Source organism: Stenotrophomonas sp. (genome assembly GCF_032061965.1).
Taxonomy (GTDB): Bacteria; Pseudomonadota; Gammaproteobacteria; order Xanthomonadales; family Xanthomonadaceae; genus Stenotrophomonas.
The window spans coordinates 92,732-109,874 of the sequence record NZ_DAMBEF010000008.1; the positions used below are offsets into that span (position 1 = coordinate 92,732).

Consider the following 17,143-nt stretch of genomic DNA (forward strand, 5'->3'; position numbering starts at 1 on the left):
CCGGAAGGTCAGATCGAGACCCGACCAGTGCTCTTCGGGGGAAATCCCCCTCTCTGCTTGGGGTTGGTTTGGGCGGACTTCTCTACGTTTGAACGGCCCAAGAAGCTGGGAGGGGGGCACGCGCCGAAAACCACTGGTTGCTGGCCCGAAGCAAGAGCGGGCGCGGAGGTAGATGCGGCCTCAGTGGCCGTCAAGGACTGGCTGGGGCACGGATCGCTTTCTGGCGGGACCGGGGCGAATTTACGGAAGTTATACAAAGATAAATTGGCACTTGTGATGAATTTCTCCTTTTTTTTGGAATCCGTGATTGGTTGTGGACGCTTTTCCCGGTTTCTTCCTATGAGGGTTACTTTTTCCATCACAGGGGAACGCCATGAAGCAGCTGCTGATCTATGACCGTCCGGTTCAATTGAACCGCGTTGCGCACCGCAACCACCGCGTGGTTGCCAACGATGGGGATTTCCGATTTGCCTCCGGCCTCAATTCCGTGCCGCTGGCCTGCGTGGAGTTCGCCCGCGCCGTACGCGACTACCCGATCGTATTTGCCGGCAACAGCGCTGACAGCGTAGTGCCCGCCGCATTGCTGGGCCTGCGCAGCGGCCACAATCTGATGGTGGACGCCGAAGGACGTTGGGCCGAAGGTGCTTATGTGCCGGCATTCTTGCGTCGCTATCCGTTCGTGCTGGCCGAGAACGAAGCACAGGGCAGCGATTTCACCGTCTGCCTCGACGCCGCATTCGAAGGCCTGCGCGAAGGCGGCGATGAGGGTGCGGCGTTGTTTGACGAAGATGGCAATGACAGTGCCTTGTTATCCAACGCGCTGGAGTTCCTGCAGGAGTACCAGGTGCACCTGGCCCGCACCCGCAGCTTGACGGCTTCCTTGGTCGCGCACGATCTGCTGGTGTCCAAGCAGGTAAACGTGCAGACCGCGGCCGGTGAAACCTTCTCGCTGGATGGCTTCTTCGTGGTCGACGAGCAGAAGCTGCGCGAGCTCAAGGGCAAGGCGCTGCAGGACCTGTCCAAGTCCGGTGACCTGGGCTGGATCTACGCCCATCTGCTGTCGTTGGGCAATGTCGAACTGCTCAGCCGGGCGCTGGACAAGCAAGCGCCGCCTGCAGCCACGCACTGACACTGGCGTTACCCCGAACTGTTGACCCATGCGCGGCCGCATCAGCGGTCGCGCTTCCGCCTATCTGAGTGCTGCCGCCCGGCAGCGGTGCACCCTGGAGCTGCCATGAATCGTATTGACGTACCGTCCAAGTCCACAGCGGCCCTGAAGACCACGTTGGCAACGGAAAGTCGCTTGCGTCCGGCAGGCCTGGCGGTGGCGATCAGCTCGGTGCTGGGGCTGGCGATGCCTGGCGGCGCGGCCATGGCGGCAAATTCCGTCATCACCGTACATGATGACGCTGCCAAGAAAACCGCCACGACGGTAAGCAGTTCCGGCAATACCGTCACGGTGACAACGGCGACGGTAAAGAACGGGGTCGCCTTCAACTCGTTCAAGGATTTCAATGTCGCCCAGAACGACGTGGTGAACCTGGTGCTGCCAGGTGTTGATGCGTCCAAGCAGGTGAACAACCTGGTCAACCTGGTCTGGGATTCGAAGATCTACATCGATGGCACCTTGAACAGCGTTTTGGAAAGCACCAACAAGGTTGGCGGGCGCGTGTTCTTCGTCGACCCGAAGGGCATGGTGGTAGGCAATACGGGTGTGTTGAACGTCGGCTCGTTGACCGTGGCCACGCCAAGGACGGGTGTCATGGGAGACATCCTGGCCAGTCGTGGGGCCTTGAACCGCCTGATGGCAGGCACCTTGACTCCGGAACAGATCAGTACTGATGGCGCGGTCAGCGTCGCGGGTACGGTCAATGCCCGCAACGGCGTACGCGTGCAGGCCCGTGCCATCGATGTAACCGGCACCATCCTGGTCGCAGTGCCAGCCGACGAGACCTTTAAAAGCGAGTTCAACCTGCAGCGTGATGACGCTGCAGTGAATACAGGCGGCGACGATAGCAAGATCGTGCTGGTGGATGATGGCAACGGCAAGATCCAGCTGCGTGCCGCGGCGATCTCCGATACCGGTCTTGGTGTACGCAGTGCCGAAGCAACGGTGACGATTGGCTGCGACGTCAAGGCGGGCTGTGGGCCCAGCAAGTTGCAGGCCGATGATATCGAGTTGACCGCGTTGGCTGTGGTGGATTCGAGCTACGACAAGGACAAGGCCACGCTGGCTGAGCTGGAAGCGGATCTTGTCGGTAGCATGAAAAACACGGGGACGTTGATCGGGCTGGGCGATGCGCTGCTCAACTTCGGTGTCGACAAGGTGCTGGGCGAGCAGATCTCGGTGTTGCACGCCACGACGACTTCTCGCGTGGAAGTTAAGAATACGGCTGAGCTGCAGGCCAGCAACGCAATCGACCTGCATGCAAGCACGCGCCAGATCATAGACAACTCTGCGGCGGGGGAAGTTCATGAAACCAACGACCCGGCACTTGATGCAAATGGCCAGCAGATCAAGGATCCCATTACCAACAAGCCGGTGCAGAAGCGGCAGTTGTTCAGCCTTGGCGCGGCCTATGGGCAGATAAACGCAACCACTGAGGCGCTTATCCGCGCGGGTGCCGCAGTGAGCGCCGGTGGCGATCTTTCGGTCAAGGCAGATGCAGAAACGGCGGTGAAAATTGCTGCTGAGTCGATCGCGGTCAACAACACCACGGTCGGCTTCACCGCTGCAATCAGCAACGTCAACGTCAACACGCGCGCGGTGATCGAGGGAAACAACGCCAGTTCGGCAATCACCGCTGGCGCGGTGAATGTGTCTGCGGTGAATCAGGCATCGCTGGAAACCAAGGCCACTTCGCGCGGTGATGGAAGCAACGCCATTGGCCTTGCAGGTGCGATCAGCCTGCAGGACATCGCTGCCGAGGCAAAACTGGAGCGCGATGTAACCACAAACAAGGCCGGTGGCAGCACGGGTGATGTGACGGTGCAGGCGGCCACCATCACTTCGCTCAACCGGACGGATACGTTGGTTGGCTCGCCCAAGCTCCCGCCGCTGCCGTTCGAGGAGGAGGTAAAGACCATTGGCAACGCAGGCGAGGACGCCGGTGAAGGCTTCATGGGCATGGCCCAGTCGCTGGTCGGTTCCGGGTTCTCCGCGGCGCTTGGCGCGTTGTCGGGTGATAGCGGTGGCGGCACCGGCGGTGGCACCACTCAGCCATCAAAGCCGGCGGCGTTCCGTCTTGGTGGTGCAATCAGCTTCGTCAGTGGTGACCATGCGGCAACGGCCAGTATTGGCGACAACGTGGTGGTCAACAGTGCCGGCAACGTGGTCGTTGACAGCCAGGTGGTGGCCGCACAGATCGGCAACCATGCCATCAGCAATGTCGCAGGCAAGGGCAAGGACGCCGAAGGTTCCAAGTTCGGCCTGAGCGGTGCGGTGACCATCGCGGATCTGAACCATGATGCGAAGACGCTCATCGGCAGTGGTGCGCAGCTCTCCGGTCAGCATATTGGCCTGGCCTCGAATGTGAGCCTACCGCGTGACTTCAGCAAGCTCACCGGCATGGCCGATATGTTCAGCAGCTTCGATGAATTCAAGGAAGCTATTTCCAACGCCAAGGACCTGATCACCGACCCGTCGGATCTATTCACCTCTTACGCGGCGGCACGTGGCTCGGCTGACAAGTTCGCACTGGGCGGTGCGGTCAGCTACTTCAAGGCCAGCAACAGTGCCCGAACCGACGTCGCCTCGGGCGCCCAGCTGACCACGCGTGATGCCAGCGGCGCCGCGTGGACCGCCGCGTTGGACGGGCTGGACCACCGCGAAAACAAGACCGAAGCGGAGCGCGCGCGTTCGCGCAGTTTCGATGCAGCAACCGATATCTCCGCCACCACCGATGTAACCGCGCTGCACGCGGCCGGTGACCTGGCACTGAAGAACATCAAAACCACCAACGTAGGTGATGGCGGTGCTGCGGTGGGTGGCAGCGTTGGCTATATGGACTACGAGAACACCGCGGCTGCCATCGTCAACGATGGGGTGCAGATCAACGCCGGTGGTGGCGAGATTGCGGTGAATGCCGCCAACAAGGAAACCGTGGTGTCGCTGGCGCTGCAGAGCGGCAACGGGGGCAGTTTCAACCTCAGTGGTACAGCGTCCGCGCTGGATCTGGACAGTCACACATTGGCGGGCGTGAGCGACAAGGCGCTATTGACGGCGAAGTCGGTTGGCATCGGTGCCGACGAAGATCTGTTCGTATGGTCGGTGGCCGGTGCGGTGGCCATGAGCAACAGCATCTCGGTGGGGCTGAGTGTGGCCTACCAGGATATGAATACCGATACCAACGCATTCATCGGTACGATTCCCAGCGGCTTCAGCACCGGCACCAGTGGCGTTGCACAGGGCAAGGTGAACACCGGTGAGTTGTCGGTGAAGGCCAGCAGCGAAGGTCTGGCCGGTGCCGTTGCCGCGGCTGGCAGCGTGGTCAGCAGCAAGGACAACAAGTACGATCAAGGCGACAGCGAGCAGGCCGCGAAGAAGCGCAGCGCTGAGAACCCGGGCTTCATTGATGGGCTCAAGTCGCGGGCTTCGAGCAAGGTGACGGGCCTGGAGACGATGGCCGGCAAGGCCGGCATGGAAGGCGACAGTGGCCTGGCCGCGTACTTCGGCAAAGCCAAATCGCTACTGGGCTCGGGTAAGCCTGAGCAGGGCGGCCAGGCTGGCGGCGAGGAGAAGCCAAAGTTCGGCGTTGCTGTCTCCGGCAGCGCAACGGTAAACCGTGCGCGCCAGAAGACCGTGGCCGATATCAGCAATGCAAATATCAAGGACAACTCCGGCGCTGGCGTGAAGCTGGATGTGCTCGCCCTCAACAAGACCCTGCTGGTGAGCATCAGCGGCGCATTGTCGGTGGTCGTGGGCCAGCAGCAGTCCAGTGCTTCAATTGCCGGTGGCGTGGCGTATGGCGACATCAAGAACACCACGCGGGCGGGGATCACCAACTCCACTGTCGAGAACGCCAACGATGTGGTGGTGACCGCCCGCAATGAGAGTGAGCAGGTCAATGTCGGCTTGGGTGTGGGCGTCAATGCCTCCAGCGATCAGAGCAAGGCGGCGGCCGTGGCCGTTTCGGCCACGGTTGGCATGTCGGAGAACACGACCGAGGCCGTACTCCAAGGAGGAAGCATCACCGGCAAGCAGGGCGCCGGTGCGGATGTTTCCTTGAAGGCGGTGAACGAATCAAAGATTGCCAACGGTGGCGGTGCCCTTTATGTGGGCGGGCGTGCGGGCGTTGGTGCTGCAGTGACCTATGCAGAGGTCAAGGATGCAACGTCGGCGGCGATCACCGGTGGGACCATCAGTCAGGTGGACAACGTCAGCGTGCGTGCGGCAGATGCCTCGCGCATCATCGCCGCGGCTGCCGCCGGTGGCGTATCGACCGCCAGCAACGGGGTTGGACTTGCTGGTTCGGTGTTGATCAATCAGGTGTCCAACACCACCACCGCCCGTATCGACGGCGGAGCGACGGTGGATATTGCCGGGAATCTTGACGTTTACGCAGGCACAGCCCATGACAGCGACGTCAGCGGTGTCGGCGGCGACTGCAAGGCCGGTGGTGTCAGCTCCGGCGGCGGCATGGACTATTGCGGCAAAAAGGTCGCTGAAGGCGACGTAAAGGCCAATGCCGATACTGAAAGTTCCAGCGATACGAAGGTGAACACGATTGGGCGCGACGGCACGGCCAAGAGCTCGATCATTGCCGTGGCCGGCATGATGCAGGTCAGCGACAACAACGTCGGCGTGGCCTTCGCGTACAACACCATCAAGAACACCCACGGCGTCAGCGTGGACAACGCCTCGATCAAGGCGGCAGGCGCAGACGGCGTCAGCCTGATGGCCAGTGACAAGGCACAGATCATTGCGGTCAGCGCAGGCATTGGTGCCAGTACCGGCAAGGTGGCTGGCGTGGGCAGCGTGTCCTACAACGCCATCGCAAACCAGACTACGGTGCAGGTGGGGCACGACACCACCGACGTCACCAGCGCAACGCTTGACGCACAGAACATCCACCTCGATGCCAGTGATGATTCCTTCATCGGCTCGTTCGCGGGTGCGGCCACTTTGGGGCCCAAGGTTGGCATCGGTGCCGCGCTGACCATCAACGATATCGACAACGAAACCAAAGCCTCCTCGCAGGATGCGGCGCTGGTGGCCACGCAGGATGTCACGCTGGCTGCGGCCAACAACGCCAAGATTCTGTCCGGCGCGGTTGCCGCAGGGTTTGCCGGCAACGTCGCGGTGCAGGGTTCGGTGGGTTGGAGTGAAATCGGCAATACCGCCGAGGCGTCCATTGAGGGCGGCACGGCACAGGCAGCGGAGCTGCGGCTGGATGCAGACAACGACTCGCGCATCTATACCCTTTCTGGCGCGATAGCGGGTAGCGGTGGGCCGGCGGCGGTCGGTGCGGCGGTCAACGTGGCTACCATTTCCGATACCACCACGGCTGCGGTTGAGAATGCAGCGCTTGAGGTTGCCAACCGGCTGGCGGTCAGCGCCGATGCCGATGCCGTTACCAAGACGCTGGCCATTGGCGGTGCATTGGGTGGCACCGCCTCCATAGCAGCAAGCAACGCGACCAACATCATCCGCAACAACACCACGGCTTCGCTCAACCACATCGACAGCCATGGCAAGGGTGTGGATGGCACGGTGGAGGTGAGTGCCGATACGCGCGGCGCTTCGTACTCCCTGGGCGGCGCATTGGCCGTGGGTTCCTCGGTCGGCGTTGGCGTTGCCAGCAGCATCAATGACGTGGGCGGAAGGACCTCGGCTACCGTAAATGATGCGTCGTTGGACGACGCCACGCGCCTGGCCATCCTGGCCAATAACAGCAGCCTGATCCGTACGGCGGCGGTGGCCGGAGCAGCGGGTGGATCTGCGGGTGTGGCGGGCAGTGTGACCGGCAACATCATCCGCTCCGACACCCTGGCGTCGCTGGTGGATACAAAGGTCAACAACTCGGCGGCGGATGTCATCGTGCGCGCCGATGACCAACGTGCCATCGACTCGCTTGCCGGTGGCGCGGCGGTGGGCGGCACCGCTGGCGTGGGCGCAGCCGTGGCTTACAACGATATCGGCGGCAGTACGTCGGCGCTTGTTTCGGGCAAGTTGCTGGACCTGGATGTGCGCAACCTGGAAGTCACCGGTGACGCTGCGGGTGGTACAGGTAACCGCATCCGCGCGATTGCTGCAGGTGTTGGTGTTGGCGGCTCGGTAGGCGGCGCCGGCTCGGTCGCCGTGAACAAAATGGGCGGCACCGTCTCGGCCATCGTCGATGGCGGAGCTGATGTGATCGCCGAGCGCAGCATCGAGGTGAGTGCGCGTCAGCGGCAGCAGATCGACGTGCTCGCCGGTGCGTTGGCAGGCGGTGCTACCGCCGGCGTGGGTATCGGCGTGGTCGTCAACATGATGCAGGGCACGACCGAAGCGGCGATCCGCTCGGCGACCAATGCAGTTGGTGCTGACCGCACCCAGGCAACGGCACTGGGGCTGGGTCAGAACGGCGGCGGCGTGATCGTAAAGGCGGACACGGATCAGGGCGTCCGGACGCTGGGCGTCAGTGCTGCGGTAGCGGTCAATATCGTCAGTGCCGCCGGTGGCGTGATGAGTGCGACGAACGTGCTCGGCTCGCGCACCAATGCGGAGATCGCCAACGCTGACATCAACATGCATGACCTGTCCTACCGCATCGCAGACGGAACTGCGGGTGGTGGTAGCGCGGGACCTGGCACCGGCTCGGACGACTCCGCCGGCGATCCGGCAGCCAATATCCGTCTGTTTGGTGATGCCAGCCAGCGTGTGGCCGTCGACGCCCGCAGCAAGGTGGACGTCAGCGCGATTACCGTCGGCGCTGGCCTTGCGACCGGCGTGGGTGGTAGCGCGGCGGTCAACACCAATGTCTTCAAGACCCAGACCAACGCCGCCATCCGCGACTCCAACGTGCTCGCAGTAGAACGTGTGGATGTCGTTGCCGACGCACAGCAGGCGGTCACGCTGGATACCACCGGCTTTGCGGCAGGCGGCGCGGCGGCAGCATCGGGCGCTGTGCTGGTCAACGTGTTCGGCGCGAACACCGGGGCGGTCATCGAGGGCGGAAGCACCACGGCCAACGCGGTGAATGTGAAAGCTGATAATGATGCCAAGGCGACGTTGCGCGCCGAGGCACTGGCGGGTGCAGGCGGGGCTGCCGCCTCGCTGGGCGCGGTGGTCAACATCGTCGATACCAACACCGAGGCGCGCGTCGGCTCGATTGGGCGCAGCACCAAGGTGCGCAGCGAAGATGACATCACCGTGGATGCGGCCTCTGCCACCAAGGCCAGTGGTCTGGTGGTAAGCGCGGCAGGCGCCGGTGGTGTTGGTGTGGCCGGCATGGCCCAGCTTCACCAGATCACCAGCAATACCTCGGCAGCAGTGGTCGGCGCCGATATGGCCGGCAGAAACATGACAGTCAATGCCACGGAAGCGCTGGAGCTTGATGCGCTGGCTGGTGCGGGCGCTGTCGGTGGCGCGGGTGTGGGCGTGGGTGCAGGCGTCAACCTGGCGCTGCTGGGCAGTCATGTAGGTGCCAGTGTTTCCGACAGTGAGTTGGTCAGCAGCGGCAAGGTGGGCGTGAGTGCGCTTTCCGAGCGCGATATCGCGATGACCACGGCTACTGCCGGTATCGGTGGTTCGGCGGGTATTGGTGGTGCGGTAGGTATCCTGCTGTCGGGCAAGGGCACGCTTGGCTCGGACATGACCGGTTCCATGTCCGGAACGTTCACTGCGCTGCAGGGGGAAAGTGGAAAGAGCAAGTTGAGTGGAGACGTCTCCGGCGATGCATCGCTGAAGGACGTACTCGATCCCACTACGACGGCGGACCTCAATAGTTCAACCCGGCGTAGCCTGGCGGCGTTCGGCAGCAAGGCCGATACCGTCAGTGCGAAGATCACTGGCGGCAGCATTCAATCCAATGCGATCGACGTGACCGCCGACACCCGACTCGTGTCGGTGAACCGTGCCGGTGCTGCCGGCTTGGGTGTGGGCGTGGGCGTGGGTGGTGCGGTAGCCTACACCGGCATGGCCGGCATCACCGAGGCCACGCTCGCGGCCAATGCCGTCAAGGCCAACGACATTCGCGTGAAGGCGAGTTCGGGTGCGCTCGGCGCGGCCGCCAATAGCGTGGTGGTGGACACCTATGCCGGCGCGGGAGGCGCGGTAGGCATTGGTGCCGCAGTTTCCATCGCGGACCTCGGCCAAGGGACGAATGCATCGCTTGCAGGCAATTTGACTTCGAAGGTCAGCGGCAAGGGCGAGATTTCCGTTTCCGCCGAAGATACGCACACCATCAAGGCAGATGCCACCGGTGCGGGTGTGGGTGGCTTGGCTGCAGTAGGAGCGGTGGTGGCGAAGGCCAGCCGTGATGCCATCGTATCGGCACAGGTTGCTTCCAATACGACTCTCAACAACTTCAATTCGATCACGGTCAAAGCCCTGCATGGCGGCGGCGCGGTCGCCACCGGGCTTGGCTCGGTGGCTGGTTTCGGTGCCGCGTTGCAGGCCGTGGTGGTGGATGCCGACGATTCGAGCGAGGTTGTGGCGGAGTTCGGCAACAACGTGGATGCGCGTACCGTCGCCCAGGATGTCACCGGTAAAGCCACGGGCATCCAGGTGAACGCATCGTCGACCTCGTCGGTCGTAGCAAAGGGCACTGGCGCCACGGTTTCTGGCGGTGTGGCCGTGGGCGCGGTGGTCGCCAATGCGGAAGCCGACACCAATGTGAGTGCGCGCATCGGCACCGGTGCCAAGTTGAACGGCACCGGTGATGTGCTGGTCAGCGCCAACCGGACGGTGGCGCAGGGCAAGGACACTGCGCGCGCCGAGGCGAAGGCGGGTTCGGGTGGCATCTACGGCGCGGCGACGGCGGCCAGCGCACAAGCAAAGAACACCGGCAAGGTGACCGCAGGAATTGGCAATAACGCGGTGGTTGGCGGCGGTGACCTCAAGGTACTGGCCAACCATGTCACCTCGCAAAATGCCTACGCTACCGGCGTGGCGGTAGGCGGCTTGGCCGTTGGTCTGGCGCTTTCGGAAGCCACCTCGGATACCACGACCGCAGCTACCTTGGGCAACGGCGCCAATGGCGCGCATGCCGGAACCAAGGCGGATGCATACGTGCCGATGGGCGACGTGGTGGTATCGGCGGTGGGTGAGGATGCCAACCTTGCCCATTCGGTGGCGGGCAGCGGTGGTCTGCTCGCCGGTGCCGGTTCCAAATCCGTCACCATTGGAAAATCGAAGGTGGATGCGTTGATCGGCAGCTCGGTGGGCGCGAGCAAGAAGCTGATTGCCAACTCGCTGTCCGTCAATGCCGGACATACCAGCAAGTACGGGGCGCAGTCTGATGCCCGCAGTGCGGGTCTGGTCAATGCCAGCGGCGCGGTTGCCGACAACCGGGTCGACAGCAGCGTGGTGAATGCCAGCATCGGCGCCGACTCCAAACTGCAGTCGATGACCAGCACTGATGTGGTGGCCCGCAACGGTTTCGCCAGCCTGCTGGATGGCGCAGCCATCAACGCGGCTTCCGGGGGCGCGTTGGGTATGGATGCCGGTGGCGTCACTACGGTGCTCAACAGCACCAGCAATGCGTGGATTGGCGACAGGGTGAACCTCATTTCCGGCACGAGCGCCGGAGGTGCATCCAACGGCAATGTTCGGGTGTTGTCCGCAACCGATGCACTGGCAAGTGACAAGGCCGAGCTGTCAACCGGTGGTTTGATCCGTGCTGCGACCGTGTCGGCCAAGATGGATGCCAACTTCACGAACAACAGCTCCATCGGCAACAACGCCGTCATCAGTGCCGCAGACAACGTAAGTGTTGGCTCGTATGTGCACGGCAACCTGTACAACGATGCGATCGTCAATACCTGGGGCCTGGCGGCAGTAGGTAACGCCAGCTCGCGCATCGATGCAGACGTGAGGGAGAATGTCAGCATCGGTTCGGGTGCCAAGGTCAGCTCCGGCAAGAGCACCTTCCTTACCGCAGGCCGTGCAGGCGCGACGCTGGAAGAAAGCGCATTGGTGCTCAACTCCGTGGCCGAAGGCTATGTACGTGGTCTGGTTGCGGTGCCAATTGCCAAGTCGCGGGTAAACGCCGATGTAGCGAACAAGGCGACGCTGGCCTCCGGCGCGGAGGTGAAGGCATTGGGCGATGTGTACATCGGCGCCTACGGTGCCGAGATTGCACGCCGCGCCAGCGGCCGTGCCACCGGCTATCAGCTTGGCTTCATTCCAATCACCGTGAATGACGCCGACACCAGCGGAGCATGGACCGGTAGCGTGGTGATCAACGGTACGGCGTTGGCCGGTGCCGCGGATAATGTGAACGTCAACTTCAGCAACTTGGCGTTCGGTACGGATGCAGATGGCAGCTTGACCTGCACTGGCGTCACTGGTGTGAGCTACGGCTGCATGACGCTGGGCGACCTGCGCAAAGTCACCGGTGACGATAGCCTGGGGGGGGGGCTGAAGGATTCGGACCGGGTCGTGGTGCTTGATGACCTGAAGGTCGCTGGTGGCGACGTGTTCCTCAATGGCAGCAGCATCACCGGCAGCGGCAAGGTGACGGCCAGGACGGCGCCATCCATCGACATCACCAACACCGGCGACCTCCACCTGGTGACCAGCAAGATCACCATTCCGGATTACGCCGGTGGCAAGGTGCACTTCACCGGCACGCAGACCGGCTTTGCCGGCGCCCAGGGCAGTGCATCGGCTGGCGTCAACCCGCATATCAACATCACCACCGACTCCCGCTTGGCGTTTGGTTCGTCCATCTTCCAGATGGGACGAATTGATGCGCTGGGTGCCGACGTGAAGCTGGTCAGCAAGACCGGCTCCATCTTCAGTTCCGACTCAATCTACGCGGCCAAGGTGTCGATTGACGCTGCGCAGGGCAACTATGTATTCAACAACCCCAATGCAAACATGGCGAACTTCTCATCGGAGACGCTGTGGCAGGGCTACATGCTGAAGAAGCGGGTGCCGGATGTTCAGTGGCGGAACTTCGGCGGGGTGTGGCTTCCGTTCCCCACCGGTACGTTCAGCTATTCGGACTACTCGGGTAACGAGCTGGCGGCCTATCTGGCCAATGCCGAATATGGCCGTAATGCGGGCAGCACGGACCAGTTGAACGAGACGCTGTTGAAGCAAGCGCCGTGGGACAGGGACTACGGCGGCACGGCGGTGATCATGTTCGGTGCCTGCCTGCCGCACGTCCGCGGATGCGGTGACAACCAGTCTGGAGACAGTGACAACGGTTACATCAAGTTCCCGTACAACCCGGGCAACACGCAATGGGTGCCGAAGGTTCCGAAGCTGACCCTTGAAGGATCGGCAAGCTATGCGGCGATCCAGAGCAGCATTGATGCGGCGGCGGCGAACCCGGACAACTACATCAAAGCACGCGAAGTGCGCATCAACGCCAACTATATCGATGTCAATGGTCGCATCGAGGCGGGCGCAGGCGTGGACTGGTCGGTCATCATCAAGAATGACTCCAGACTGGATGACCTGATAGCCCGTGCCAATGCGGAAGGCAAGCGGGTTGAGGTTGATGCGAGCTATCTTGACACGACGTCCGCTGCGTCCAACCTGATCACTGTGTTCTACGACCCGGGCTCGCGTCGCTTCGTGGTTGATGATGTCAACGCGTCAGGCGGTGGCAAGGTATACCTGAACGGAAAGATCGTCAGCACCACCAACCGTGGTTCCATCCAGGTGACCAGCGGCTTCGGCAATGTTTCGGTGCAGTCGCTGTACGCAGGTGTGGACGTGGAGCTGGGCTCCATGAACGTGGCCAGTGGCGAGGACGGCATTGTCCAGATCACGGACAAGAACAAGCGTGCGGGCAACCCGGCATTCGACTACGTGACCTGGTATGTCTCCAGTCCGGATGGCACCAAGCTTGCCTTGGACAACAGCAAGTGCATGGCCAATTGTGCCAGCTGGACCTATGAGGATGCACAGCGAGCCGGCAGCTATGCCGGCAGTACCACGGCCTACAACCCGGAGAAGAACCAAGTTTACCAGTGGAGGCGCACGGCTTATATCGGGCGCAACGTCGACCTCAGTACCGGTATCGCCGGAGATTGGGACTATGTGTCGTCCAACGATCCGAATACCCGCGTACCGACCAACGAGCGTTGGACCAGTACCGGCTCCTACGGTATCGGCAGCCTTGCCAAGGACACGGATTTCACCTGGGAGGTGGATGGCGATGTGCTCCGAAAGAGAAAGACAACCGTCGGCTATGGTTGTGATTTCGTGGAGAAGGGTAAGTGCAACTTTGGCTTTCCAACACCCGCCAACGGCTGGCATGTCGATCCTGACCGTATCAAGGGCAAGGACAAGAACGGCTACGAAACCTGGTATGGCTACGAATTTCCTACCTACGGCAAGGTATGGGTAACCGGCACCGTGCGTGCTGACAACGCCATTGCCATCAACTTCGTCACCGGTAGCAGCGGCAAGGTTGATGTGAGTGTGGCCAACAGCTTGCTGCTGGGCGGCACCATCAACAACAAGGCGGGTACGACCAGCCTGGTTGCGCGCAACGGCAGCATCACCCAGATCAACCCAACGGCCACGCTCTATTCCAAGGATCTGGTGCTGAAAGCAACGGACGCCATCGGCCGTGTGCCTTCGGCATTCGGCAGCCAGATCGGCGACAGCGGTCTGATCGATATCGTCATGACCGGCGGTGGCACTCTGCGCGCCTCGACCAACCGGGGCGGAATCGGCCTGGATGTGCATTCGGACGTGAATGCAAACATTTCAGCAGGTGCCGACCTTGCTGGACGTGCGGACGTAGTGCTGCTGGCCGGCGGCAGCATCACCGGCGCGCAGGGCAACGCCCCTTCCATCGGCGGGCGCAACATCTGGCTGGAAAGCACCTCGACCAACGGCAGCATTGGTACCAGCGCGGCGCCGCTGGTGCTCAATGCCGTTGAAACCCGGGGCAGCAACAGCAGCGTCAACGGGGGCCTGGTGTACGCCAAGGCACAGGGCGACGTGGTGCTGCGCGATGATGCAGGCGACTTCTCCATCAGCGGCGCTCACTCGACCAGCGGCAATGTGTGGCTGTCGGCGCCCAATGGTTCCATTGTCGACGCCAGCGGCCGCTTGGCATTTGAAGGATTGAGCGGCGAAGAGCTGAAAGCGATCCAGAAGCGTCTGAAGCTGGATGGCTCTGGTGTTGCGGACTCCATCGCGGCCTATGAACGGCAGATTTCCAGTGACTACACCATGTACTGGAGCCTGGTCAGCTACGGCCAGATCGTGGGTGGCAGTTATGTCCCGGATAGCGCCGCCGAGCAGGCATTCTCTGCACAGGCCCTTGCGGCTGGCCGCGGCGCGGACGTGGGCGCCTACCTGACCGAGCTGTACGCAGACATCGCGGCGCGGTTCGACCAGGCGTACGGCGCCGATTGGAATACGTTGCCGGAGTTTGGCAGCGCGAGGAACAACTACGCGTTCACGCTTGATCCGACCTCGGCGCTTGCGGCCAGCTTCGGTGCCAATGCGGTGTGGAACAGCAATGATCTGAGCTATACGTTCAACGCAGCAACGCTTGAGCCCTCGCAACCGTCGGTTGGCAAGGTTGATCCGACGGTATCCGGCGTGAACGTCACGCTTTCCGCGCGTGACGGCGTGGGCCGTCTGGCACCGGATCTCGAAGTGCCGTTCGCATCGTTCCTGGATGGAAGCTTCGGCAATAACCTCGAAGCGGTGCGTGCCCTGCTGTTGGCCGATGCCCCAGGTGACGTGGAATTGCTGGATGCAGACGGCAACGTGTTGCCGTTCGATCTGCTGAAGAACGCAGCGCCGGGCGAGTACACCGCGTCTGACATCCGTACCGTGCGAATCCGCCGTACGTCGCCGCTGTACTTGGCGGCGACCGGCAACCTGACGATCAGCGCCAATGGGTCGAGTTATCTGCAATCCACGCGGGATCTCAGCCTGGCAGGCATCACCATTGGCAACAGCGCCGACAACCTGGGTGACCTGCGGCTGGCGGTGGATGGAAATCTGAGTGAGGCCACTGGCCTGGTCGGGCCGGCCATCAGTACACGCGGTGACCTGGTGCTTTCCGTGAGCGGTGACATCGGCAGCAACGTCGGTGGCACCGGCCAGAACCTGCTCGATGTGAAGGTGGATGGCGAGGTGAGCTCCGCTTCAGCCGGTGGCAAGATGGGGCTGCGCCAGACGGCCGGTGACCTGCGCTTCGGCCACCTGTACGCAGGCAGCACCATGGTGCTGGATGTACCCAATGGCAGTCTGCGCAGTGTGCTGCCGGGCATCTCGTTGGACGCCAACAGCCTGAACTTCAGCGTCCGTGATGACGTCGGTGGCCCGGCTGGTGGTGCGCTGAACATGCGCATCGGTGCGTCGGGTCAGGTGAATGGCTCGGCCGGTGGCGATGTCAACATCGGCAGCCCGGACAGCCCGCTGACGATCGGTACGCTCACCAGCGGCCGCGACATGCTCATCAGCACCGCATCGAAACTGACGGCAGCCGTGTTGTCGGCAGGCAACCGCCTGACCGCCAGCGCTGGCGGTGGCATGTCGATTGGCGGCGCGGACTCGGGCGATGACATGACCCTCCAGTCCATGGACGACTTCGCTGCGGACAGCCTCACTTCCGCCGGTGATCTGATTGTCACCAGCGGTCGCGGCTTGGCGTTGACCGACGTTGATGTGGTTGGCGCAACCAGTCTGTACGCACGCTCGGGGAAGGTCAGCATTACCGATGGCGGTATGGTGAGCTCGGATTCGGTGGTGGTGGATGCTGCGGGTATGGCAATGGGTGCCGGTTCGGCCATCGAGGCGCAGCAGGCATTGAATGCCACTGTTACCGGCGACATGGTGCTTGGGCACCTGGCCGTTGCCGGTAGTGCCGCAGGCGGTACTTTGGCGCTGGTCGCTGGCGGCAGCATTACCGGCAATGGCGATGCTGCCATCAACCTGCTGGCTGGCAAGGCAGTGGACGTGGCGCTCACGGCGGGTACCGGAATCGGCACGTCTACGCTGGCGCTGAGCAGCTCCGGCGGCATGCTGGAGGCGCTCGCGCATACCGGTGACATCCATTTGTTGTTGCCGGACGGCGGCACGGTGAAGGCGGTCAATGCAACGACCGGCGGTATCCAGTTGCAGGCAGCTGACCGCCTGTTGCTGGGTAATGCCGTCGCCGCACAGGACGTGGTGATCAGCGGCACCGACATTACTGGCAGTGGTGTGGTCCAGGGCGCGAATGTCAATGTGACTGGAGTGGGTCAAGTGGTTCTCAACCAGTTGACCGCAGCCAACAATGCCGTGCTGGACAGCGGCAACGACATGACCGTCACCACGATGGATGTGACCGGCAATGCCGATCTGGCGGCGGGTGCGGCACTGGCACTGAGACAGGGCACCGTCGGCGGCAACGCCACGCTGGTCAGTACTGGTCGCAGCAGCATCGGCAGCCTGTCTGCACAGGGCACGCTGGACGCGACGTCGGGTGCGGCGCTGGCCGCAGGTGCGCTCAGCAGTGGCAGCAGCATGATGCTGTCCTCGGGCAGCACGCTGGATGTGCAGCAGCTCAACGCGGGCGGTGACCTGCGGGTAGATGCGGTGGATACGCTGTCCATCGCCAATGCCAACGTTGGCGGCAATGCCACGGTGGACGGCCAGTCGGACGTGGTGCTGGGCACGGCGGCGATCGGCAAGGCGCTGGCCGTGAATGCCGGCACCGACCTGACCGCCACCACCCTGACCGTGACCGGCAACAGCACACTGATCACGGGTGGCAACACCACGGTGACCACCTTCGATGGTCAAGGTGATCTGTCGGCCACGGCCGGCGGCAATCTGCGACTTGATGAGGGTACCGTCGGCGGCAACGCCACGCTGGTCAGCACCGGCAGCACCACGCTCGGTTCGTTGGCGGTGATCGGCGATACCGCTGCAAGCGCTGGCACGACGATGACGCTGGATACGCTGGATGTGGGCGGCAATGCCGTGCTGGACAGCGGCAACGACATGACCGTCACCACGATGGATGTGACC

General features: G+C 62.6%; 2 protein-coding genes. Both read left to right on the forward strand.

The window, feature by feature from the left end; translation table 11 throughout:
- Positions 1-373 precede the first annotated feature (373 nt).
- Positions 374-1,129: a SapC family protein gene (locus RT460_RS06385; RefSeq protein WP_313317875.1), complete on the forward strand. Its 756-nt coding sequence runs from the start codon at positions 374-376 to the stop codon at positions 1,127-1,129.
- Between the two features lie 105 nt (positions 1,130-1,234).
- Positions 1,235-17,143: leukotoxin LktA family filamentous adhesin (locus RT460_RS06390; RefSeq protein ID WP_313317876.1), on the forward strand; the 15,909-nt coding region annotated here is incomplete at its 3' end.

Excerpts from the sequence above, each read along its gene's own strand:
- RT460_RS06385 (WP_313317875.1), top strand. The coding sequence starts at position 374 with ATGAAGCAGCTGCTGATCTATGACCGTCCGGTTCAATTGAACCGCGTT.